18 protein-coding genes are annotated in these 21,768 nt (G+C 33.3%); 8 read left to right on the plus strand and 10 right to left on the minus strand.

Annotated features, from left to right (window positions below):
* Nucleotides 1-44 precede the first annotated feature (44 nt).
* The 4 genes from KQA_RS0203090 to fumC all read right to left on the minus strand — a co-directional run bounded on the left by KQA_RS0203090 (nucleotide 45) and on the right by fumC (nucleotide 5,515).
* On the minus strand, nucleotides 45-1,322 hold the full coding sequence (locus KQA_RS0203090; RefSeq protein WP_010177986.1) for a glucose-1-phosphate adenylyltransferase: 1,278 nt from the start codon (nucleotides 1,320-1,322) through the stop codon (nucleotides 45-47).
* Between the two features lie 6 nt (nucleotides 1,323-1,328).
* Nucleotides 1,329-2,753 carry a glycogen synthase gene (locus KQA_RS0203095; protein WP_010177987.1) on the minus strand — a complete coding sequence of 475 codons (1,425 nt, stop codon included), beginning with the start codon at nucleotides 2,751-2,753 and terminating at the stop codon, nucleotides 1,329-1,331.
* Between the two features lie 118 nt (nucleotides 2,754-2,871).
* Complete coding sequence (locus KQA_RS0203100) at nucleotides 2,872-3,888, minus strand: aldo/keto reductase (protein ID WP_010177990.1); 1,017 nt, start codon at nucleotides 3,886-3,888, stop codon at nucleotides 2,872-2,874.
* A gap of 229 nt (nucleotides 3,889-4,117) precedes the next feature.
* Complete coding sequence (gene fumC, locus KQA_RS0203105) at nucleotides 4,118-5,515, minus strand: class II fumarate hydratase (RefSeq protein WP_010177991.1); 1,398 nt, start codon at nucleotides 5,513-5,515, stop codon at nucleotides 4,118-4,120.
* Nucleotides 5,516-5,795: 280 nt separating this feature from the next.
* On the opposite strand from fumC, the gene KQA_RS20460 reads away from it, so the two are divergent.
* The 4 genes from KQA_RS20460 (at nucleotide 5,796) to KQA_RS0203125 (ending at nucleotide 9,035) form a co-directional block, all read left to right on the plus strand.
* Nucleotides 5,796-5,960: a hypothetical protein gene (locus KQA_RS20460; RefSeq protein ID WP_010177992.1), complete on the plus strand. Its 165-nt coding sequence runs from the start codon at nucleotides 5,796-5,798 to the stop codon at nucleotides 5,958-5,960.
* Between the two features lie 261 nt (nucleotides 5,961-6,221).
* A complete protein-coding gene (locus KQA_RS0203115) occupies nucleotides 6,222-6,845 on the plus strand; it encodes a YceI family protein (RefSeq protein ID WP_010177994.1) in 624 nt (207 codons plus the stop codon).
* Between the two features lie 73 nt (nucleotides 6,846-6,918).
* The gene (locus KQA_RS0203120; protein WP_010177995.1) at nucleotides 6,919-7,461 is read left to right on the plus strand and encodes a cupin domain-containing protein; all 543 of its coding nucleotides are present in this window, start codon (nucleotides 6,919-6,921) and stop codon (nucleotides 7,459-7,461) included.
* Between the two features lie 212 nt (nucleotides 7,462-7,673).
* Entirely contained in the window at nucleotides 7,674-9,035 is a 1,362-nt protein-coding gene (locus tag KQA_RS0203125; RefSeq protein WP_010177997.1) for an amidohydrolase family protein, read from the plus strand.
* 90 nt (nucleotides 9,036-9,125) lie between these two features.
* On the opposite strand, the gene KQA_RS0203130 is transcribed toward KQA_RS0203125, so the two are convergent.
* The 6 genes from KQA_RS0203130 to KQA_RS0203165 all read right to left on the minus strand — a co-directional run bounded on the left by KQA_RS0203130 (nucleotide 9,126) and on the right by KQA_RS0203165 (nucleotide 17,157).
* On the minus strand, nucleotides 9,126-10,703 hold the full coding sequence (locus KQA_RS0203130) for an IS1182 family transposase (protein WP_010177999.1): 1,578 nt from the start codon (nucleotides 10,701-10,703) through the stop codon (nucleotides 9,126-9,128).
* A 684-nt stretch (nucleotides 10,704-11,387) separates the two neighbouring features.
* On the minus strand, nucleotides 11,388-11,969 hold the full coding sequence (gene miaE, locus KQA_RS0203140; RefSeq protein WP_010178001.1) for a tRNA-(ms[2]io[6]A)-hydroxylase: 582 nt from the start codon (nucleotides 11,967-11,969) through the stop codon (nucleotides 11,388-11,390).
* An 11-nt stretch (nucleotides 11,970-11,980) separates the two neighbouring features.
* Nucleotides 11,981-12,289: a hypothetical protein gene (locus KQA_RS20950; protein ID WP_010178003.1), complete on the minus strand. Its 309-nt coding sequence runs from the start codon at nucleotides 12,287-12,289 to the stop codon at nucleotides 11,981-11,983.
* 308 nt (nucleotides 12,290-12,597) lie between these two features.
* Complete coding sequence (dnaX, locus tag KQA_RS20955) at nucleotides 12,598-13,683, minus strand: DNA polymerase III subunit gamma/tau (RefSeq protein ID WP_010178006.1); 1,086 nt, start codon at nucleotides 13,681-13,683, stop codon at nucleotides 12,598-12,600.
* A 194-nt stretch (nucleotides 13,684-13,877) separates the two neighbouring features.
* Nucleotides 13,878-16,163, minus strand: a complete 2,286-nt coding sequence (locus tag KQA_RS0203160; RefSeq protein ID WP_010178007.1) for a glycoside hydrolase family 3 N-terminal domain-containing protein — start codon at nucleotides 16,161-16,163, stop codon at nucleotides 13,878-13,880.
* A gap of 106 nt (nucleotides 16,164-16,269) precedes the next feature.
* Nucleotides 16,270-17,157, minus strand: coding sequence for an ATP-binding cassette domain-containing protein (locus KQA_RS0203165; protein WP_029209430.1), 888 nt, complete (start codon nucleotides 17,155-17,157; stop codon nucleotides 16,270-16,272).
* Between the two features lie 300 nt (nucleotides 17,158-17,457).
* Here KQA_RS0203165 and KQA_RS0203170 point away from each other — a divergent pair, with 300 nt between their 5' ends.
* The 4 genes from KQA_RS0203170 to KQA_RS0203185 all read left to right on the plus strand — a co-directional run bounded on the left by KQA_RS0203170 (nucleotide 17,458) and on the right by KQA_RS0203185 (nucleotide 21,666).
* Complete coding sequence (locus KQA_RS0203170; RefSeq protein WP_010178011.1) at nucleotides 17,458-18,288, plus strand: prephenate dehydratase; 831 nt, start codon at nucleotides 17,458-17,460, stop codon at nucleotides 18,286-18,288.
* Nucleotides 18,285-19,445: a pyridoxal phosphate-dependent aminotransferase gene (locus tag KQA_RS0203175; protein ID WP_010178012.1), complete on the plus strand. Its 1,161-nt coding sequence runs from the start codon at nucleotides 18,285-18,287 to the stop codon at nucleotides 19,443-19,445. Before KQA_RS0203170 ends, KQA_RS0203175 begins: the two co-directional genes overlap by 4 nt.
* A 108-nt stretch (nucleotides 19,446-19,553) precedes the next feature.
* Nucleotides 19,554-20,402, plus strand: a complete 849-nt coding sequence (locus KQA_RS0203180; protein ID WP_010178013.1) for a prephenate dehydrogenase — start codon at nucleotides 19,554-19,556, stop codon at nucleotides 20,400-20,402.
* 187 nt (nucleotides 20,403-20,589) lie between these two features.
* The gene (locus tag KQA_RS0203185) at nucleotides 20,590-21,666 is read left to right on the plus strand and encodes a bifunctional 3-deoxy-7-phosphoheptulonate synthase/chorismate mutase type II (RefSeq protein ID WP_010178015.1); all 1,077 of its coding nucleotides are present in this window, start codon (nucleotides 20,590-20,592) and stop codon (nucleotides 21,664-21,666) included.
* Nucleotides 21,667-21,768 lie beyond the last annotated feature (102 nt).

The following is a 21,768-nucleotide window of genomic DNA, read 5'->3' on the forward strand; positions in this document are numbered from 1 at the left end:
ATCTCGTTAAGGTTAGATTGTTTTTTTAGTTTAATCAAATTAGGTTAGCCTATACTAGTATTGGGCAAAATGACTGCTTTGTTTTTTATAACAACGATACCATCTCTGACCACATAGGTGTCTGTTACTATATCTGCAAGGTGATCACCTCCTTTTATAGTTACGTTATTACCAATACAACAGTTTTTTTCTAAAATTGCATTTGAAATGTTACAGTGCTCACCTACACCTACATAGGGGGTTCCATTTTTTTCGCACTCAGCAACTTCTTCCAGCGTTTGGTAATCATCGCTACCCATCATATAGGTGTTTTTCAAGGTGGTTTTACGCCCAATACGGGAGCGGATACCTATGACACAACGTTCAATAATATCGCCCGAAAGAATGCATCCAGCACTTATTAAGGCTTTACTCAATGTAGTCACATTAACTTTACTTGGTGGTAAAATACGTGACCTAGTGAGGATATTATTTTTGTTATCAAATAAATTAAATTTAGGAATATCATCTGTAAGCGCTAAATTGGCTTCAAAAAAGGATTTTATGGTACCTATATCTTCCCAATAACCTTCATATTGATATCCATATACTTTTTTACCACTGGTAATGGCATCAGGTATTATTTCTTTCCCAAAATCAATAGTGGTGGTATCACTTAGTACTTCATCCATTACCTTACGGTTAAAAATATAAATTCCCATGGAGGCTAAGTAGGTCCTACCAACGGCTTTCATATCATCGGATACGTCAGATTCCCAGCCAGGGAGTGCTTCGGCAGCAGGTTTTTCGGTAAAAGTTCGAATAAAACTATGGTCATCGGTTTTAAGAATACCAAATGAAGGAGCCTCCTTTGCCGAAACAGGTTGTGTGGCAATAGTGATATCGGCACCACTTTTTTCATGTGCAGTAATCATTTCGGTTAAATCCATTTGGTACAATTGATCACCCGAAAGGATAAGCGCATACTCATATTCATGTCTATGAAAATGATGTTGACATTGCCTAACCGCATCCGCTGTACCCTGAAACCATGTTTGATTATCGGGAGTTTGTTCGGCAGCTAAAATGTCGACAAAAGCTTCACTAAAATTACTAAATTGATAGGTGTTTTTTATATGAGAATTTAATGAAGCAGAATTAAACTGAGTCAATACATACATTCGTTTTAAATCATTATGTATACAATTAGATATAGGAATATCTACTAAGCGGTATTTACCTCCAACGGGTACTGCGGGTTTTGATCTATGACTCGTTAAGGGTTCAAGCCTTGTTCCTCTTCCTCCTCCAAGAATAATACTGAGTACTTTTTTATTTAACATTATTTACTAATTGTTTTTAAGTGAGTGGTACATGTGAATATATTGTTTGGCTGATCTGTTCCAGCTATTGTCAATTTTCATGATCAGTTTTTGGAGTTTGTTGTAAAATGGTTTATTGGCATAGATATCAACTGCTCGTTGGATGCCAAAACAAATTTCATGAACAGAAATAGTATTCATGGTAATTCCAAAGCCATGCTCCTGATCAACATCAATAATGGTATCAATTAAGCCTCCTACTTTACTTACAATAGGGATCATTCCGTAGGCTAACGCATACATTTGGTTTAAACCACAGGGTTCCACCCGTGAAGGCATTAACAGAAAATCTGCTCCGCCATAAATAATATGGGACAATTTTTCATTATAACCTATATGGTGGTTGTAATTGCCTTTGTATCGGTTTTGTATGTTTTTTAATTGCTCGGTAGTTTCCATATCTCCACTTCCAAGTACAAGTATGTTTACTTTTAATTTAAGTTGGTCAAAAACAGTTGAAATCACTTCAGGAAGTAAATCGGATCCCTTTTCGTACACAAAACGACCAATAAAAGCAACCAAAGGAAGTGTTGGGTCTAAATTAAATTTATTACAAATCCAATCTTTATTTCCTTTGCGACCACTGGCTACATTTTGTAATCCAAAATTTGATTCCAATAAAGGGTCTGTTTTGGGGTTCCAGACATCGGGATCTACACCGTTTAATATTCCGATTGATTTTTGATTTTCATGTGATAGTAACCATTCTAGTCCATTGGCTTTTTGTTGTAATTCAATTAAATAGCTTGGGGATACAGTAGTTACTTTCCATGCAGATTTAATGGCAGTTGCTAAGGGGTTAATTTGATGATCCCATTCTATGATTCCCGAATGTTTAAGGTCATATTCGGGAAAGTAATGTAATTTATCAAAGCTAAACCATCCTTGATATTGCGCATTATGAATAGTGAGTACAGTTGGGATTGTTTTTAAACTATTGTATTTGTGAGCGTAACTCATAAAAAAAGGAAGTAGTCCCGTATGATGGTCATGACAATGAATAACATCGGGTTTTAGTTCCATTTGTAACACAAAATCGGCAACTACTTTTTGAAAAGCGGTAAAACGTTCGGTATCGTCATGGTAACCATAAACATTTTCGCGATCAGTTAAATTTTCAATTTTAATGAGAAAAACGCTAAATCCAAGTTGTTTTTTAGGGACTTCAAGAATTTCATATTCAAATGCAGTTTCTCCCAAGTAAACAAGGTCGTTTATTACACAATTAAAATGAGTCGATTTCGTAAAATCTTTATCATAAAAAGGCATTACAACTTGCGAGGTAATGCCCGATTTTTCTTGGTATTTTGGAAGTGCTCCAACTACGTCTGCAAGGCCGCCAACTTTAGCAATTGGATAACATTCAGCAGTAACGTGTATTATTTTATTCATATAAACTTAATAGATACCTAAATATAACTAATGTTCGTTATTTGTCAATTTAATTGCTTAAGAATTGTTGATTTTTTAATATATGGTATTAAAAAAAATCAATACCAAATTATATTTATTAAATAAGTGTTATTTCATTAATTTTATTAAGCTCATCTAAAGAAAAGGTTGTTTTTTCTAATGAAAGTAGGTTCTCTTTTAATTGGGTTGATGAACTAGCTCCTACTAGTACCGATGTAATCCCTTTTTGATTTAATATCCAAGCTATTGCCATTTGCGAAAGTTTTTGATCTCTATTTTCGGCAATGCTATTCAATTGTTGTATTTGCGAAAGTTTAGCAGCAACAGTTTCCTTTTGTAAATACGTTTTATCCTTAGCAGCTCTAGAATCCTTAGGGATGCCATTTAAATATTTATTAGTTAGCATTCCTTGAGCTAATGGTGAAAAGGCGATACAACCTAAGTTGTTTGATTGTAATTCGGGTAACAATTCTTTTTCAATACTACGCTCAAATAAAGAATATTTAGCTTGGTGAATAATGAAAGGCACCTTTAACTCTTTTAATAATTTAGTTATTTTTTTGGTGCGTTTGGCATCATAATTCGAGATACCAATGTATAAAGCCTTTCCTTGTCTTACAATATCATGCAAGGCAATAGCCGTTTCCTCCAAAGGTGTTTCGGGGTCTGGACGGTGATGATAAAAAACATCAACATAGTCCAATTGCATACGTTTCAAACTTTGATCTAAGCTAGAAATAAGATATTTACGAGAACCCCAATTGCCGTATGGACCGGGCCACATATCATAACCTGCTTTAGTGGCTATAAATAACTCATCGCGATAAGCGTTAAAATTTCGTTTAAAAAGTGTTCCAAAATTTTCTTCGGCACTTCCATATGGAGGCCCATAATTATTTGCTAAATCAAAATGAGTAATGCCATGATCAAATGCGGTACGGAGGATATCTTCGGCATTTGCTAATTGGTTATAATGACTAAAGTTATGCCATAAGCCTAATGAAATGGCAGGAAGTTGTACACCGCTTTTGCCGCTACGTTTGTAGTGCATGGTTTCGTATCTGTCTTCTGCAGCAGCGTATGCTTTGTAATTTGATTTATCGTTGATTTGCATGTAGAGCTATAGTTTAAAATATGTGCTGTGTGAATTTACAGAATTTATAGCATTTGTTATTTGAAATTATTAGGAAATAAATGGATGTTTTTTCTTTGTACGAAATTAAAAAATAAGAGATAGGCTTATTTAATTAGTTCTTTTGTATTAAGGTAGAGGGTAAAAAAGTGATTATAAAAAAAGCGACACCAAATTAATGATGTCGCTTAAAAATTGTATGTGATTAGTTTTATTTTAAACCACCAATCATATCTTCGGGTTTAACCCATTCATCAAATTCTTGTTCAGTTACATAACCTAAGCGTACTGCTTCAGTTTTAAGAGTTGTTCCATTTTGGTGGGCAGTGTTCGCAATTTCTGCGGCTTTGTAGTATCCTATTTTAGTATTTAAAGCTGTTACTAGCATTAAGGAGTTGTTTAACAATTCTGTGATGCGCGCATGATTTGGTTCAATACCTGTGGCACAATTGTCATTAAAAGATACACAAGCATCGCCAATAAGCTGTGCACTTTGTAGTACGTTAGCCGCCATTACAGGCTTAAATACATTAAGTTCAAAATGTCCTTGCATTCCACCTACATTTACAGCTACATCATTACCTAAAATTTGTGCACACACCATGGTTAAGGCTTCGCACTGTGTTGGATTTACTTTTCCAGGCATAATTGAGCTACCAGGTTCGTTTGCAGGGATTATAAGTTCCCCTAAGCCACTTCGTGGTCCAGAAGCCAACATACGAATATCATTCCCTATTTTATTTAAAGAAACTGCTAATGTTTTTAAAGCGCCATGTGTTTCAACTAAAGCATCATGGGCTGCAAGTGCTTCAAATTTATTTTTAGCAGATACAAAAGGAAGTTTTGTAAATTCAGCAATATATTCTGAAACACGTTTAGCATATCCTTTAGGCGTGTTTAGTCCTGTTCCAACTGCAGTTCCCCCCAAAGCTAGTTCGGCCATATGAGGTAAAGTACTTTCTAGCGCCATAAGTCCATGGTCTAATTGGGATACATAACCCGAAAGTTCTTGTCCTATAGTTAAAGGCGTAGCATCCATAAAATGAGTTCTACCAATTTTAACTACATCTTTAAACTCTTCAGATTTTTTATGAAGTGTATTTCTTAGTTTTTGTATACCAGGAATAGTTACTTCAACTAATTTTTTATAAATAGCAATATGCATTCCAGTAGGGAAGGTGTCGTTCGATGATTGTGATTTGTTAACATCATCATTCGGTTGTAGTGTTTTTTCACCTTCGCCTATAGTTTGACCAGCAATTTGGTGTGCTCGGTTGGCCACTACTTCATTTACATTCATGTTACTTTGCGTACCAGAACCTGTTTGCCAAATGACTAAAGGGAATTGGTCGTCATGTTTTCCTTGTAAAATTTCATCACAAGCTTGAGCAATTAGATCACGTTTTTCAATAGCAAGTGCGCCAAGTTCACAATTAGTATATGCTGCTGCTTTTTTTAAGTAAGCAAATCCATATATAATTTCCAAAGGCATTGAAGCACTAGGTCCAATTTTAAAATTATTTATTGAACGTTGTGTTTGAGCACCCCACAATTTATCAGAAGGTACTTTAACCTCTCCCATTGTGTCTTTTTCTATTCTGTATTCCATGATATTTTGTTAATACACCCGATATAGGTGTTTTTTTGAATGTGTAAAAACGAGCACAAATTTAATAAAGCATAATTAGATTGTCAAAGACTAGTAGGCTTTTAGCTTATTACTGGTTTTTTAATGGAATATTGAGTAATTAATAATTATTTTGAAATATTTGAGATATATGTCAATAAAAAGACGCTTTAATGCTTTAATGAATAATATTAAAAAATCACAAGGTCATTTATTAACAACTAAAAACAATTTTTTATATTTGTAGCAAATAAATTATATCATGTTTGAATTTGACCAATATTTAGGTTTTTTAGCTTTTTTAACCATATTGACCATTGGGTTCTGGTTAATGATTTTTTTAGCATCTTTTGTTCCTTATTGGATAGGAGGGGCTATTGTTGAAATGATAAAAAATAAAGGAAAAAAAATTGAGCATAAGCCTTAATTTTTACCATTTAATATACAAAAGGAAGCCAATCAGCTTCCTTTTTTGTTTTTGTAAGATTATCAAAATCTAAAGCAAATACTAGCAAGTGTTTGAATTTAGTATTCTAATTGATTACAAAAAATTAGTAATTGCTAGTTTTATTGATTTTTAAGCTTAGAAAGGAAGTCACTTTATATAAAAATCAGATCTTAGTTTAAAACATTTATTAGTAATAATATTTATATTTACTTACACATATACATACAAAATAGTTACCCTATGAAAAAGATCATATTTGCATTAACAATAATAGCTACATTAGCAAGTGTATCCTGTAAAAAGAAAGCCGAAACTAAAGAAGCTGTAGAAAAAGAGGTGGCAGCACCTAAAGGCTATAAGGTTTCTGCTCAAGGCTCAATTGTGGAATGGACTGGTTATAAGTTTACAGAAAAGAAAGGTGTTAAAGGAAAATTTAAATTAATAAACGTAATTAATGCGCCATTGGCTCAAACTCCAATAGCTGCATTTAATGGTGTTGATTTTAGTATCCCTGTTAGTAGTATTTTTAGTGATAATGCTATCCGTGATGGAAAATTGATGAAATTGTTTTTTGGTTTTATGGATAATACGGAGTTACTAACTGGTAATTTTGTAACTAAAGGAGAGCAGATTGTATTGAATTTGAAAATGAATAATGTAACTAAGGAGATTCCTTTAACCCATACAGTTTCGGACAGGCATGTTAAGCTAGAAGGAAGTTTAAATATTTTAGATTTTGGAGCTGAAAAGGCATTTAACTCTATACACAAGGCTTGCGAAGTATTACATACGGGAGCAGATAAAGTAAGTAAAACTTGGGAAGATGTAAAAATTGAAGCTATTGTGTTTTTAAAGGAATCATAATTGATAGCTTTATTGAATAACTTGAGACCACTTTAAAGAGTGGTCTTTTTTAGTTTACAGCAATTATTTTTGAATGGAATTATATAATCCAATTAACAAAGAAAGCATTCATATTGTAAAGAGTGCAAAGGATTGTGGGGAAAACGAAGGTATAGAAATAGAAGTTACTTTGGCTCCAAAGGGAGGTAACCCTATTCATTTTCATACCAAGTTTACAGAACATTTTTATGCTTTAAAAGGAGTTTTGGGCTTACATTTTGATGGCACAGAAATACAACTAAATCCAGCAGAAGATTTTGCAGTTAGACCTACAATTAATCATAGATTTTATAACCCAAGCAAAACAGATGTTATTAAATTTAAGGTAATAATTACGCCACCAATAGAAAGTTTTGAGTGGTTTTTAAAAGCTCAATTTGGATTGGTAAATGATGCTAAAGTTTTTAGTTCATTACAAGTACCAAAAAATCCCTTACATTTATTGGTGCTGCTACAATGGGGCGATACGCAATCAAACACATTACTGTATCAATTAGGAAAACCTTTTTTAAAACTAGGCTATCAATTTGCAAAAAGCTTAGGAGTGGAACAAAAACTAAAAGACCGCTATTGCTGATGATACTAATTTTGGGTTTTTAGGTATTAAAATTTATTGTCTTTATTGTCTTTATTGCTTACAATAACAAACAGAGTTGTTCAATTTGGTTTTAGTGATTATTATTCAATAATTTGTAAAGCATTAAAAATACAGTAGATTAGTATTTTATATAAAAGATATATAGACAATAGTTTATATTGAATTGTTAGCAATAATACAAAACCAACTAAATGAAGAATAGATTAATCGTATTCATTTTTTTTACAACAATCTTTTTCAGCTGTAAACAAACAATAGATTGTGATTTAATAATTACTAATGCTAATGTTTTAAATGTAGAAACAGGAAGTATTTTAGAAAACAAATCTATAATAATTAATAAAGGTAAAATTGAAAACATTATTTCAAATTCTAAAAACTATAAAAGCACACAAAATATAGATGCTAAAGGAAATTTAGTTACCCCAAGTTTTATAGATACCCATATTCATCCAACAGATGTTTTTGGAGATAGAGATAAAGCTCCTAAAAGATTAGATAAAAATGCTCGTAAAAAGCTATCAGATGCATATTTACCTTATGGTACAACAACAACACTAATGTTAGGTCAGCCAGAAAATTGGTTAGATACAATACTTAGCTGGCAAAAAGAACCAAACTATCAATATACTGACCATTATACTTCTGGAGGAGCAATGATTTCCAAAGAAAATAGAGAGCCATATATTGGTCATTGTGTTTTAGAAAATTCACAAAAAGCAAAAGATAAAGTAATCGAATACCATAATTTAGGAATCAGACATATTAAATTATATTACAGACTAAATAATCCCGAATTTGAAATAGCTTATAAAACAGCTGATAGTTTAAATATGAATGTTTATGGACATATTGGAGGGTTTGGATTAGAGCACCTAAAAATTGAGGAGACATTAAAATTAGGGTTAACAAAATATGAACACCTAGGAATTATACCTAACAATATTTTAACTAATCAGAATGATTGGGATAAACTTGATAAACAATTTGCAGAACATTTTGGAGAGATGGATTCCGAATCAAGAGTACTTGAATATTTATTAGAACAATTTCGATATATAGATGAATACAAAAAAAATGAATTGAATAGCTTTATCAATTTACTTGCCGAAAACAATGTGTCATTTTCCACAACAATTCATTATTTATATCAGCAATTTGAATCTACTTATTTCTCTGAACCTTCTGACAAGAATCTAACTATTAAACAAAAAAAACGATGTCTTGAAAATTTTGAAATTATGATGAAATATGTAAAACAAATGCACAATTCCGGAATCCAAATAAGACTTGGTTCTGATATGCCTAATGGAGGAAAAGCTAATATTTCTGAATTAATACTAATGTACAAATATGGTTTCCCAGTGGCAGATGTTATGAAAATAGCCAGTTTAAATGGAGCCAATGCTATCGGAATTGAAAATGAGGTTGGTTCATTAAAAAAAGGAAAAAAAGCAAACTTGATAATCTGGAGAGAAAGCCCGTTTGATAATATTGAAAACTTCACATCAGAAAAAACAATAATTAAAGATGGAAAAGTTATTTTAAAGTAAAAAGTACTATTGCTAACAAGGGTAACCGTTGCACAAGCCCTTAATTTCACAAAATAAGCTTTAAAATAAGCATCTCTAAGAGGTCATATTTTATACTTTAAAGATTAAACTCGTAAAATTTAGCTTGCTTAAAAATGAGAATATCAACTCATAAAACGTGTTTTTCAATAGCGCTTTAATTACTTGAGCTTTTGCTTTACTTTTTGCTGTTTTTTGAATGAATTTTAGGTACTTTTTCAAATTATAAGCCATAGCTGACAGATGCATTACTTTGTTTGCTTGTTTTAGCCCTAAGGTATTTATTTTTCTAAGCCCCATAAATTGCGTTAAGGTGCCAAAAACAGGTTCTACTGTGCTCTGCCGTTTGGCTTTCATATAGCGTCCTTGTTTACTATTTACTCTCGCATTATTACGCTCATATTCATCTCGGTAATAAGTTACTGTAATTCGCTTTTCTTTTGCTGTTTTTCCTAAGCATTCAGAGGCTAAGGGACAGCCTTTGCATTGTTTGGACGAACTTCGGTACTCCTTCTTTTTGGTTTGGGTTCTGTAATCTAAAAACACTTTCTTAAAAGGGATAATCTCTCCTTTTGGACATTTATAATAATCTCCCTCTTGGTTATATTCAAAACCTTCTGGTCCTCCTTTATACGTCCCGTGAGGTGGTATAAAACTTTGTAATTGTTGCTGTTCTAAAAAAGCATAGTTTTCTCCACTACTGTATCCTGTATCGGCTACACAATTCTCCCATACAAATCCGTGATTCCATAAGCGTTTTTTTGTGCGTAATACAATATCTTGAAGCTGTTGATTGTCCTTCCCATCTGCATGATAGGCTCTGATATCTGTTATTACATGGTGAGCACTATCTACACTTAATTGACTTAGATAATTAAGCTTTCTGGCCTTACCTGGTTTTACGCTTATACGTGCATCGGGATCCGTTGGACTATAATGGGTTTTATTACTCGTGTAACGGCTCCCTTTATTGCCTGCTCCAACTCGCTGGTCTTGATCTGCCCGCCACTTTTTATTACGCGAGACTATATTTTTTAACTCGCCCTTGTTTGCTGTTATTGTTTTCTCCGCTTTGGTGGATTTATCTTCTTTTGCCTTACGGTAAACTTCTTTATCGGCTTTACTTATATGACGGACTTCTGCTAAATGAGCTTTCAAATCTTGTGCAGGTACTTTAAGTTCTAAACTATCCATACTCGCATTGGCTTTTACTGGAGCTGAATCTATGGCTTGGGTATGACCACTTACCATTCCTTTTCCTACACATAAACTAAAAATGTGAGTGAATAGTTCTTCAAAAACCGCTTCGGGAAACAATTGTCGTGTTCTACTTATAGTACTATGCCAAGGGAGTTCTTCATCTAGATCATAGCCTAAAAAGAATAGTATATCCAAACGCATACTACAATGCGCTATCAATTTACGATCACTGATGATATTTTCTAAATAACCTACTAAACACAATTTAAAAAACACCACAGGATCTATACTTTTTTGTCCACTTTTACCATAGTATTGCTGGGTGCGTTTATATAAAAAATCAACCTCCAAAACCGAGGATAACTGCCTATAAAAATTAGTCTTTGGTACCCGATCACTTAACTGAAAACTCGTGAATAATTTCTCTTGATAATTCTTTTTGCCTTGCATATCTAAAAATAACAAATAATTGTACTTTTAAAAAATACTTGTGCAACAGGCACAAGGTATAAAAAACATAGGGCGTTTGTGCTAAACCGAAAATTCTGGGAATATTAACAAAGTCCGCTAAATATAAAATTTGGCATTTATAGAAAATAAGATAAAAGCAAAATATTTATATTTAGCTAAGTAATAAATCGAAACGAAAGTGCGTATCACCTGCCCTACGTTTCTTATACGAGACGTTGTGTTTCATACAAAAGAACTAAAATCTAGAGTACTTGATAGAGTTGATTAGTATAATTGTAGCCAAATCAAAAAAATATTCTAAATCAGATTTAGCACAAAAAGGAATTCTGATTATTAATTACCTTGATGAAAATTCAAAAACCTTTTCTTTTAAAAGACATGAATTAAAAAAACGTTACAACAACTAGATGTTCGTATGGCTTGTTGAATTCAATATGAGTATAGGATTGACTTATCCCATGTCCTTAAGGATATATTTGCTATTTGAATTACTATAAAGTTTAGCCTGCGTTTTTATGCTGATGACAATTACACGTAGCTCTTTGAGGGGTTTGAAGCGAAAATTCCCTTTTTTTATTCAACAAGGAGCCATTGCAATATTACTGACATACAGTAGGGGGGACTAGTTAATATAAAACCCAATTTTAAAACAACAAAATAAAATCACCCATGCATACTAGCATCTCTACTAAGAGATTTCATTATGGAAGCTTCGTAATCCAATAAATCTTGCCATTTGGTATCTACCTCTTGGCGATCCCCATATCGACGAGCGAAATTTAGGAACATAGTATAATGATTAGCTTCACTAACCATTAAATCACGGTAAAACTTAGCTAATTCGGGATCGGGTAGTTGTTCCGATAGTAGTTTGAAACGTTCACAACTTCTAGCTTCAATAAGTGCGGCATATAATAAACGATGCACAAGTTGAGTGGTGCGACTTCCTCCTTTGGGGAAAAATTTTAGGAGCTCAATTACATAATCATCTTTACGGTCACGACCAAGGGGAATCCCTTTGTGAATTAGCTTGTCATGAACAAGTTTAAAATGACTCATTTCTTCTTTTACAAGCGAAATCATTTCTTGAACAAGTTCGGTGTATTCGGGAAAACTATTGGTTAATGAAATGGCTGTTGATGCTGCTTTTAATTCACAATAAGCATGGTCAATAAGAATTTCATCAATGTTTTTTTCAACAATGTTTACCCAACGTGGGTCAGTGGGAAGCTTTAATCCTAACATAAGTTTTGGTATTATATGTCTAAATCAAATTTAGCTCTTAATTTATCAATCAAAGGGTTTTTTTCTTTGAGTTTGTCGTATTTATCTTGTGGCGTAAAAGCATGTTTAACTGCAACGGCTTCATTTACAGTTATTTTTAAGCTAATACTGTAGTTGTCTAATTCTTCGCCCATATAGGCAAGAAGCGGGGTTTGGATATTTTCGATATCCAAACGCATAGTCTCATTTGGTAACTCGAGTAAAAGTTCAAAATTATCACCTAATTTTGGTTTGTTCATGGCAAACATGGAACCAATAATACGCTCTCCTTTTTTGTCCATGCGTTTTCCATAGGTATTCCATAATTTTAAAGCTTGTTCTTCTGTAAAAGGAGTTTTGGGAAGATCCTTAGGGTCTTCAATAATAACTTTTCTCTTTTTACTTAAAGCTTTTTTCTGTTGAATACCTTTAATAGAAAGTGCCGATCCAATAGTGTTTTCAATATTAATTGTTGGAGCGGTTGGGGCTTTTTTGGGAGGGTTTGGTATATTAGGTGCTGCTACAGCAGTGTTAACATTAACAGTATGGGCATTATTTTCAGTTACTTGAGTGTTGTTTTCGCTTTCAGCATTAAAAAACGAAGGAGGAATTATGCTAGTTGAGCCTTTTTTTTTTCGTCAATAGCGGTTATTGAAGCCAGTTTCATTAAGCAAAGCTCCACTAATAAACGTTGATTTTTACTAGTTTTATATTGTAAATCACAAGTATTGGCAAGCTCAATGCCTTCTATTAAAAAAGGAGCAGGAGCTTTTTGCGCTTGTTCGTGATAAGTTGCTTTAATTTGTTGGCTTACCTCAAGTAAATTAATTGTTTGCGGGTTTTGACATACAAGTAAATCTCTAAAATGAGAAGCTAAACCAGCAATAAAATGATGTGAGTCAAAGCCTTTGGTGATAATTTCATTCAGGCTTATCATTAAACCTGGAATGTCATTAGTTAGAATTTGATTAGTAACCGAAAAATAGGTTTCATAATCAAGTACATTTAAATTTTCGGTAACAGCCTGTCGTGTTAAGTTATTCCCACAATAACTTACCACTCGATCAAAAATAGATAAGGCATCTCGCATAGCCCCATCAGCTTTTTGAGCTATAATTTGTAAAGCGTCTTCATCGGCAGTAATGCCTTCAGTTTTACAAATTTCTATTAAATGTCCTTTTGCATCAGCTACGGTGATTCGTTTAAAATCAAAAATTTGACAACGCGATAAAATTGTGGGTATAATTTTATGTTTTTCGGTTGTTGCTAGAATAAAAATAGCATGCTTTGGTGGTTCTTCCAATGTTTTAAGAAAAGCATTAAAAGCCGAGGTAGAAAGCATGTGAACTTCATCAATAATATACACTTTGTATTTTCCTACCTGCGGAGGGATACGCACCTGGTCAATTAGGCTTCGGATATCATCAACGGAGTTGTTTGAAGCAGCATCTAATTCAAAAATATTGAAAGCAAAATCTTCATTATCATTCGTAGTATCATCGGCATTTATTTTACGAGCCAATATTCGGGCACAGCTGGTTTTACCAACACCACGAGGCCCTGTAAAAAGTAAAGCTTGCGCTAAATGGTTGTTATCAATAGCATTAAGTAATGTATTGGTAATAGCCTGTTGCCCTACAACATCTTTAAAATGTTGCGGACGATATTTACGCGCGGATACTATAAATTGTTTCATACTTCTGAAAGCTAAATTACAAATACGTACGAGGAAAAAAAGGCTTTAGTATGGTTTTTTTGATGGAGTTATTCACAGGTCATTTTATTAAACCCCGAATTATGCATTAAGAAACAGTATCGCACAGTTTGGTTATAAAAAAAAGCCATGCTAAAAAAAACATGGCTTTCATACGATATCATTAGTAGAATTGATTATTTCAACTCAATAGTTTTAGTCAAATCACCAATTTTTATAGTAAACTCACCGGGTTCGGCAACCCATTTTTCTGCTTCATTAACAAATTTAAAGTCAGTAGGCTTTAAAGTGAAATTCACTGTTTTACTTTCGCCAGAAGTTAAGTTAACTTTTTTAAAGCCTCGTAATGATTTTACTTCGGGACTAATACTAGCAATTTCATCTCTTAGGTACAATTGAACTACTTCTTTCCCAGTTACTTTTCCTGTATTTTTTACAGTTACCGAAACTTCAATAGTATCAGATGCACTAAATACATTTTTATTTACTGTTAAATTACTGTAATCAAATGTAGTGTAGGATAAGCCTGTTCCAAATTCATATAAAGGATTATAACTTTTTTGGTAGTCGGCATCATCATTTTGTTCCTCGTCACCTAAACTTTCGGTGTATTTACGATTGTATTTTTGTAATGAATTGGTAAAACGAGGATAGTTATAAGGTAATTTACCACTTGGGTTTACGTCGCCATAAATAATATCAACTAAAGCACGAGAACCTTCGCTTCCAGGTAAATAACATTGAATAGTTGCTTTTGATTTAAGTTCAAAATTAGTGATTGTTCTTGGTCTACCTTCGTTTAGTACCAATATAACAGGCTTTCCTGTAGCTAATAAAGCTTCGGCTAATTTTTGTTGTGGCTCGGTAATGGCTAAGCCCATAATATCACCCGGAGTTTCGGTATAATTATGTTCACCAACACATAACACAATAACATCAACCGATTGCGCTTTTTTAACAGCCTCAGCAATGTTAACTTCTTTAAAAATTGCTACGCCTTGGGCATAACTTACGTTTTCTTTACCTACTTTATTTTCAAAAGCTTCTAAAATAGTAAATTCATCTTTTTCAAATTCATCTGCTTTTTCACCTTGCCAAGTAAATGTCCAGCCTCCATTTAAAAACTTCATACTATTGGCTGTTGGTCCTGTAACTAGTACTTTTTTGTTTTTACTCAAAGGTAAAATAGCGTCATTATTTTTTAGTAAGGTGATGGATTCTGCAGCAGCGTTATAAGCTAAAGTTTCATATTCGGCTGAACCAAATTTTTTGTAGTCTTTAGGTTTAGCTACAAAAGGCTGATCAAACAAACCTAATTCGTATTTAAGTGCTAAAATTTTTAATACTGCATCGTCAATTCTAGTCATAGCTACTTCACCGCTTTTAGCTAATGAAAGTAAGTCATTATAAAAGGTGTAATTATCAGGTACCATGCTCATATCAATACCTGCGTTTATAGCCATTTTTACAGCTTCGCGATTATCTTTAGCTACTTTGTGGCGTGTATACAGGTAAATAATATCCTGCCAATCGGTTAACACCATGCCTTGGAAACCTAATTGTTCCTTTAAAATAGTTGTTAATAATTTTTTACTGGCATGTACTGGTGTACCGTTAATTTCGCCAGAGCTTATCATAATACTTTTTGCTTTGGCATCAATGGCAGCTTTAAAAATAGGTAGATCAAATTGTTGTAATACCCTGTCAGGGATAATACTTGGAGTCCGGTCACGTCCGGTCACAGTACTTCCATAGCCTACAAAATGTTTGATGCATGTAGCTACATTGTATTTATCACCAACATTGTCTCCTTCAAAACCTTTAACCATGGCAACACCCATGGATTTAGAAAGGTAGGTGTCCTCACCAAAAGATTCCCATAAACGAGACCAAACTGGGGAGCGCGGTAAATCTAAATCGGGTGAAAATACCCATGGAATTGAAGAAGCTCTGGTTTCATACGCAGAAACACGAGTACCTTGTTCCACTAAATCAGTATTCCATGTAGCTGCCATTCCTATTTGTTGAGGGAATAAGGTAGCTCCGGCAGTATAACTAGATCCATGAATGGCATCGATACCATAAAGGATAGGTATTTTTTTATCAGTTTTATTCGAAATAGCTTCAATTTTAGCCATTAGTTTTCCCCAAACTTCTGGAGTTACGCCACCTGTGCCTGGTACATTTAAAATGGAACCAATATTGTATTTTACTATGGCTTCTTCAAGTTTAGCCTCATCAAGTACACCAGGACTAGATTCAAATGAAGTAATAGTTAATTGATTCATTTGACCAATTTTTTCTTCTAGCGTAAGCGAAGAAAGTAGTTTTTTAGCCTTACTAAGTGATGATTGAGAAAATACAGGAACAGGAGGTCCATTTACTACCATCGTTTTAGTGGCAGCAGTAGTAATTACAGTACTTACAGAGAATACTGTAATTGCAAAATTTTTTAATTTCATGGTAATAAGTTAGTTATGTGACATGAAATATAAGAAATTATTAAGCTATTGTAAAAAAACTAGTCTTTTTCTTATTTTGATTGTTTTGCTTACTGTAAAAATAGGTTTAATTGGTAGCCTCTTTGAATAAGTTTTCAATGTTTATTTCCTGCGGTTGTAATTGCGTTAATTTTAAATTATGAGCAACAGCAAAATCAAATAGGTGTATAGCGCAGTTCTCCTGGTTGTCAAAACTTACTATAAACTGAGTGTCTTTTAGTTGTGTTATTCCTATTACATTAGGTAATTTTTCAAGGGAAGCCACATGAGGGGGGTGATTAAAAGTGACTAGTAAGTTTTGTTTTGTATTTAAGGAGTCAATACGTTGATCGGTAACTAAAGTTCCTTTATTTATAACAAGCACTCGGTCACACATAGCTTCCACCTCTTGCATAATATGGGTTGATAATAGTACCGTTTTGTCCTTACCTAAACTTTTAATTAAACCTCTAATTTCCACCAATTGATTAGGGTCTAATCCCGTAGTGGGTTCATCCAATAATAAAACTTTAGGATCGTGTAATAGTGAGCAAGCTAATCCAACTCGTTGACGGTATCCTTTTGATAGTGCCCCAATTTTTTTTGATGTTTCATTTTGTAGTCCCGTTAATTCGATAACTTCATTAATTCTAGATTTAGGAACCTTATACAAATTGGCATTAAAATTTAAATATTCTTTAGGGTATTGATTTAAATACAGCGGATTATGTTCGGGTAAGTATCCGATACTCTGTTGTACCTGTTTTGTTTGCGTGTTGATATTAAAGTTGTTTACAAAAGCGTCACCATCAGTAGGAGTTAGGTAGGTGGTCAACAATTTCATTAATGTTGATTTTCCGGCACCATTAGGCCCTAAAAAACCAACTATTTGTCCACTAGGGATATCAAAAGACATATCGTTTAGAGCTTTTTGATTACCGTAATGTTTGGAAAGGTTGGATACTTTTATTGACATTTGTAAACTTCTTAGTAGCACAAAAATAATTTTATAAATAGGAATAGCGCTATTAATTTTTTCTTTTCTAAAAAAATCTTAAAAAAAATTTTTGCATTGTCAAAAGTTTAAATACATTTGTAGCATATTAATAAGTCAATGAACAATTTATTTTTTTACAACCGATTTTATTTCTTCTTCTTTTTTAGATAGAAGCGGGATTTTGGTATGTAAAAAGTAAAATGCTAAATATATAAAATCCCGATTCTGAAATAGAGTCGGGATTTTTTTGTGTAGTTATTGAAAGTACTAGTATAATAAATGAAACAAATAATAGGAATACAAGGAGTTAAAGGATCCTACCATCATCGTGTAGCTTTGACTTATTTTGGGAATGATATTGAGGTAAATGAATGTATGTCTTTTCAGGAATTGGTATATAACCTAGAAAAAGGAATATGTACCGATGCTGTAATGGCCATTGAAAATTCAATAGCAGGGTCTATTATTCCTAACTACGCATATATTGATGAGCATGATTTAACTATTAGTGGGGAGTTTTATTTACCGATACATCATTGTTTGATGGCTTTAGAAGGGCAAGCTATTTTGGACATTAAGGAAGTATATTCCCATCCAATGGCATTATTACAGTGTAAAGAATTTTTTAGAGCACATTCACATATTAAGCTAATTGAAGATGCTGATACGGCAGAGGTAGCTAAACGCATTACAGATAAAAAGTTACTAGGTGTTGCCGCTATTGCGGGAAAAACAGCAGCCGATATTTACAGTTTAAATGTTTTGGCCGAAGATATTCAAACGATAAAAACAAATAGTACACGTTTTTTTATTTTAAATACCAGAAATGATTCAGGGGTAAAAAAAGAAGAAGTTAATAAAGCTTCGCTAAAATTTGTATTAGATCATAAACGCGGCAGTCTAGCGGCAGTATTAAATGTATTGAGCGATTGTCGAATGAATTTAACCAAAATACAATCATTACCTGTAATTGATAAACCTTGGAAGTATGCTTTTTTTGTTGATGTAACTTTTGATAGTAGTATCAATTACGAAAAAGCCACATCGATATTAGAAATTATGGCAACTGAATTTAAAATACTTGGTGAATATAAAAACCAAAAAGGATGAGTATAGTAACAGCAAAACGTTTAGATACAGTAGAGGAATACTACTTTTCTAAAAAATTGAGAGAAGTTCGTTCCTTGGTTTTGCAAGGGAAGCCTGTTATTAATATGGCTATTGGTAGTCCAGATTTGGAACCACCAGTATCGGTAATTAAAGCAATAACCGAAGCTGTTTTGGTAAATGGAGCACATAAATATCAAAGTTATCAAGGTTTACCAGAGTTACGTAAAGCTATTGTAAATTTTTATGAGCTACATTATGGAGTTGATTTGAACGAAGATACCGAAGTACTTCCGTTAATGGGGTCAAAGGAAGGTATTATGCATATTTCCATGGCCTATTTAAACGAAGGGGATCAAGTGCTTATACCAAATCCAGGTTATCCGACATACACATCGGTTACTAGATTATTAGGAGCCGAACCTATTTTTTATGATTTATCAGCAGAAAATGCTTGGGAACCTAATCTTGAAGCTTTATCTAAGCAAGATTTAAGTAAAGTGAAAATCATGTGGGTTAATTATCCACATATGCCTACTGGAGCGGCTGGATCAAAGGAAATGTTTAAAAGTTTAATCGCTTTCGCTAAGAAGCATAATATATTATTGGTAAATGATAATCCATATAGTTTTGTATTGAATCCAGAACCAATGAGTATTTTGAGTATACCAGGAGCTAAAGAAGTCGCTATTGAGTTAAACTCATTAAGTAAAACCTTTAACATGGCAGGTTGGCGTGTTGGTATGGTGTTAGGAGCTAAAGAAAAAATAGAAGCTATTCTAAAAGTAAAGAGTAATATGGATAGCGGTATGTTTCAGGGATTACAAAAAGGAGCTATAGCCGCATTGGAGTGCGGTACAGAATGGTTTGCTAGTATGAATGAGGTGTATGCCAAACGTAGAAAGTTAATTTGGAAATTAGCCACACTATTAGGTTGTACATATGATCAACATGCTACGGGAATGTTTGTGTGGTCTAAGTTACCAGCAGAGATTACAGATGCCGAAGCGTTTATTGATCGTATTTTGTATGAGAAATCCATATTTATAACACCAGGTACCATTTTTGGAAGTCAAGGAAAAGGATACATACGTTTTTCATTATGTATTGATGAAAAAGCAATAGAAGAAGCCATCGAACGTTTAAATGGATTTGTTTAGCCAATAAAGGTTTAAAATTGTAAAAAATAACGGTAAGTATTAAATTAATTAAAGCTAATTGCATAGCGCTTAAAGCTAATGGCAATTCGCGTTAAGCGAATCAGATCAATGAAAGTTTTTGTAATAGGAGTAGGGTTAATAGGAGGTTCATTAGTAACTGATATAAAAGTAGCTTATAAAGATGCGATTGTATATGGTATTGATGCTAATGAAAGCAACTTGGCCACAGCAATTTCATTGGGCTTTGTGGATAAAAGTGCTACCTTTGCAAACTTGTATGAAGCGGATGTTGTAATTTTAGCCATTCCAGTGGATATTGCTCAAATTGTGTTACCACAAGTATTGGATAAAATAGAAGATCATTGCTTAGTTTTTGATGTAGGTTCAACTAAGGAAAAATTGTGTAATCAAGTTTCGAAACATTCAAAAAGAGCTTGTTATTTAGCGGCTCATCCTATTGCAGGTACAGAATTTTCGGGGCCTAAAGCAGCTTTAGCGAATTTATTCAGAGGAAAAGCGAATATTATTTGCGAAGTTGAAAAAACTGGGCAAAAGCAAGTAGAGTTTGCGTTGGATATTTTTGATCGTTTGGGAATGCGTATTCGTTATATGGACGCCGCATCGCATGATAAACATATTGCTTATGTATCGCATTTATCGCATGTAAGTTCATTTATGTTAGGTAAAACGGTTATTGAAAAAGAGAAAAATGAACGTGATATTTTTGATATGGCTGGAAGTGGATTTGCTTCGACCGTTCGTTTAGCTAAAAGTTCACCAGCAATGTGGACACCTATTTTTAAACAAAATAAAGAAAATGTAATAGGAGCATTACAGGAGTACATTGATAATTTAACAGCGTTTAAAGCCTTAATGGAAGCAGGTAATGATGAAGATATTTTTAATGAAATGAAAGATACCAATAGAATTAAAACAATTTTACAAGGTATTGAATGATTATAAGTAAATATCGATAAAGAGTAAAAAAATATAAGACAAAAGAAGAAAGAATATAGACAGGTTAGTTTATGAGTTTTATGGATAATATATAGTAAGTCTATTATCTATATTCGAATTTCTTTTTCTTACATAATTAAATACAAATAAGAATAAAAAGTGTCTAGCGACACACAACTCATTTACAATGGAAAACAAAAAGGAACTTAGAAATTGGTTAGATGCCTACAAGTTAGATCACCCTTTAGTAATTGCGGGACCTTGTAGTGCAGAAACAGAGGATCAGGTAGTTAAAATTGCACATCAATTAAAGGATTCAGATGCATCGGTATTACGTGCCGGAATCTGGAAACCCCGTACTCGCCCTGGAAACTTTGAAGGTGTTGGTGCTTTAGGATTAAAATGGCTACAAACAGCAAAAAAAGAAACTGGAATGCTTACGGCTACTGAGGTAGCCAACCCACACCACGTAGAATTAGCTTTAGAGCATGATATTGATATTTTATGGATTGGTGCGCGTAGCACGGTTTCACCTTTTATTGTTCAAGATATTGCAGAAGCTTGTAGAGGAATAAAAAATCCAGTATTAGTTAAAAACCCAATTAACCCAGACTTGGCTTTATGGTTAGGAGCGGTAGAGCGTTTTTATACTTGTGACGTTAAAAATCTAGGAGTTATTCACAGAGGGTTTTCTACTTACGAAAAAACAAAGTACAGAAACATTCCAGAATGGCAAATTCCAATTGACTTACAAGCTAAGTTCCCAGATTTACCAATTATATTAGATCCTTCGCATATTGCAGGACGTAGAGATATTATTCAGGATTTATGTCAAACAGGTTTAGATTTGAATTTTGATGGAATGATTATAGAATCTCATTACGATCCAGATAATGCTTGGAGTGATGCTAAACAACAAATTACACCAGATACACTTATTCAAATCATGAAAGATTTGAAAGTACGTAGTGAAGGTGGTACAGCAGCATACGAAAGTGCTTTAAATGAATTGAGAGCACGTATTGATATTGCTGATGAAAGTATTGTACAGCAGCTAGCAAAACGTATGTCAATTTCTGATGAAATTGGAAAAGTAAAAGCGGCAAACAACGTTCAAATTTTACAAAATGATCGTTGGAATGCTATCAAAAATAAAATGATTAACGACGGTAGTCAAGTAGGTTTAAGTGAAGAATTTATTGAAAAAGTATATTCGGCAATTCACCAAGAATCGATTAGTCACCAACACAATATAGCTAAGTAATTTAGTAGTTAACTTATTTGTATTATAGGCCATTTGGAATTTTCCAAATGGCCTTTTTTATTAAGTAGCTATAGGAAAAACGGGGCATGGTGTAATTTCGTC

It is taken from the genome of Aquimarina agarilytica ZC1 (genome assembly GCF_000255455.1).
GTDB classification, from domain to species: domain Bacteria; phylum Bacteroidota; class Bacteroidia; order Flavobacteriales; family Flavobacteriaceae; genus Aquimarina; species Aquimarina agarilytica.

Bases quoted from the DNA above. Each gene is read 5' to 3' on its own strand.
- KQA_RS0203090 (WP_010177986.1), bottom strand. From the start codon at position 1,322: ATGTTAAATAAAAAAGTACTCAGTATTATTCTTGGAGGAGGAAGAGGA.
- KQA_RS0203095 (WP_010177987.1), bottom strand. From the start codon at position 2,753: ATGAATAAAATAATACACGTTACTGCTGAATGTTATCCAATTGCTAAA.
- KQA_RS0203100 (WP_010177990.1), bottom strand. From the start codon at position 3,888: ATGCAAATCAACGATAAATCAAATTACAAAGCATACGCTGCTGCAGAA.
- fumC (WP_010177991.1), bottom strand. From the start codon at position 5,515: ATGGAATACAGAATAGAAAAAGACACAATGGGAGAGGTTAAAGTACCT.
- KQA_RS20460 (WP_010177992.1), top strand. From the start codon at position 5,796: ATGTTTGAATTTGACCAATATTTAGGTTTTTTAGCTTTTTTAACCATA.
- KQA_RS0203115 (WP_010177994.1), top strand. From the start codon at position 6,222: ATGAAAAAGATCATATTTGCATTAACAATAATAGCTACATTAGCAAGT.
- KQA_RS0203120 (WP_010177995.1), top strand. From the start codon at position 6,919: ATGGAATTATATAATCCAATTAACAAAGAAAGCATTCATATTGTAAAG.
- KQA_RS0203125 (WP_010177997.1), top strand. From the start codon at position 7,674: ATGAAGAATAGATTAATCGTATTCATTTTTTTTACAACAATCTTTTTC.
- KQA_RS0203130 (WP_010177999.1), bottom strand. From the start codon at position 10,703: ATGCAAGGCAAAAAGAATTATCAAGAGAAATTATTCACGAGTTTTCAG.
- miaE (WP_010178001.1), bottom strand. From the start codon at position 11,969: ATGTTAGGATTAAAGCTTCCCACTGACCCACGTTGGGTAAACATTGTT.
- KQA_RS20950 (WP_010178003.1), bottom strand. From the start codon at position 12,289: ATGGACAAAAAAGGAGAGCGTATTATTGGTTCCATGTTTGCCATGAAC.
- dnaX (WP_010178006.1), bottom strand. From the start codon at position 13,683: ATGAAACAATTTATAGTATCCGCGCGTAAATATCGTCCGCAACATTTT.
- KQA_RS0203160 (WP_010178007.1), bottom strand. From the start codon at position 16,163: ATGAAATTAAAAAATTTTGCAATTACAGTATTCTCTGTAAGTACTGTA.
- KQA_RS0203165 (WP_029209430.1), bottom strand. From the start codon at position 17,157: ATGTCAATAAAAGTATCCAACCTTTCCAAACATTACGGTAATCAAAAA.
- KQA_RS0203170 (WP_010178011.1), top strand. From the start codon at position 17,458: ATGAAACAAATAATAGGAATACAAGGAGTTAAAGGATCCTACCATCAT.
- KQA_RS0203175 (WP_010178012.1), top strand. From the start codon at position 18,285: ATGAGTATAGTAACAGCAAAACGTTTAGATACAGTAGAGGAATACTAC.
- KQA_RS0203180 (WP_010178013.1), top strand. From the start codon at position 19,554: ATGAAAGTTTTTGTAATAGGAGTAGGGTTAATAGGAGGTTCATTAGTA.
- KQA_RS0203185 (WP_010178015.1), top strand. From the start codon at position 20,590: ATGGAAAACAAAAAGGAACTTAGAAATTGGTTAGATGCCTACAAGTTA.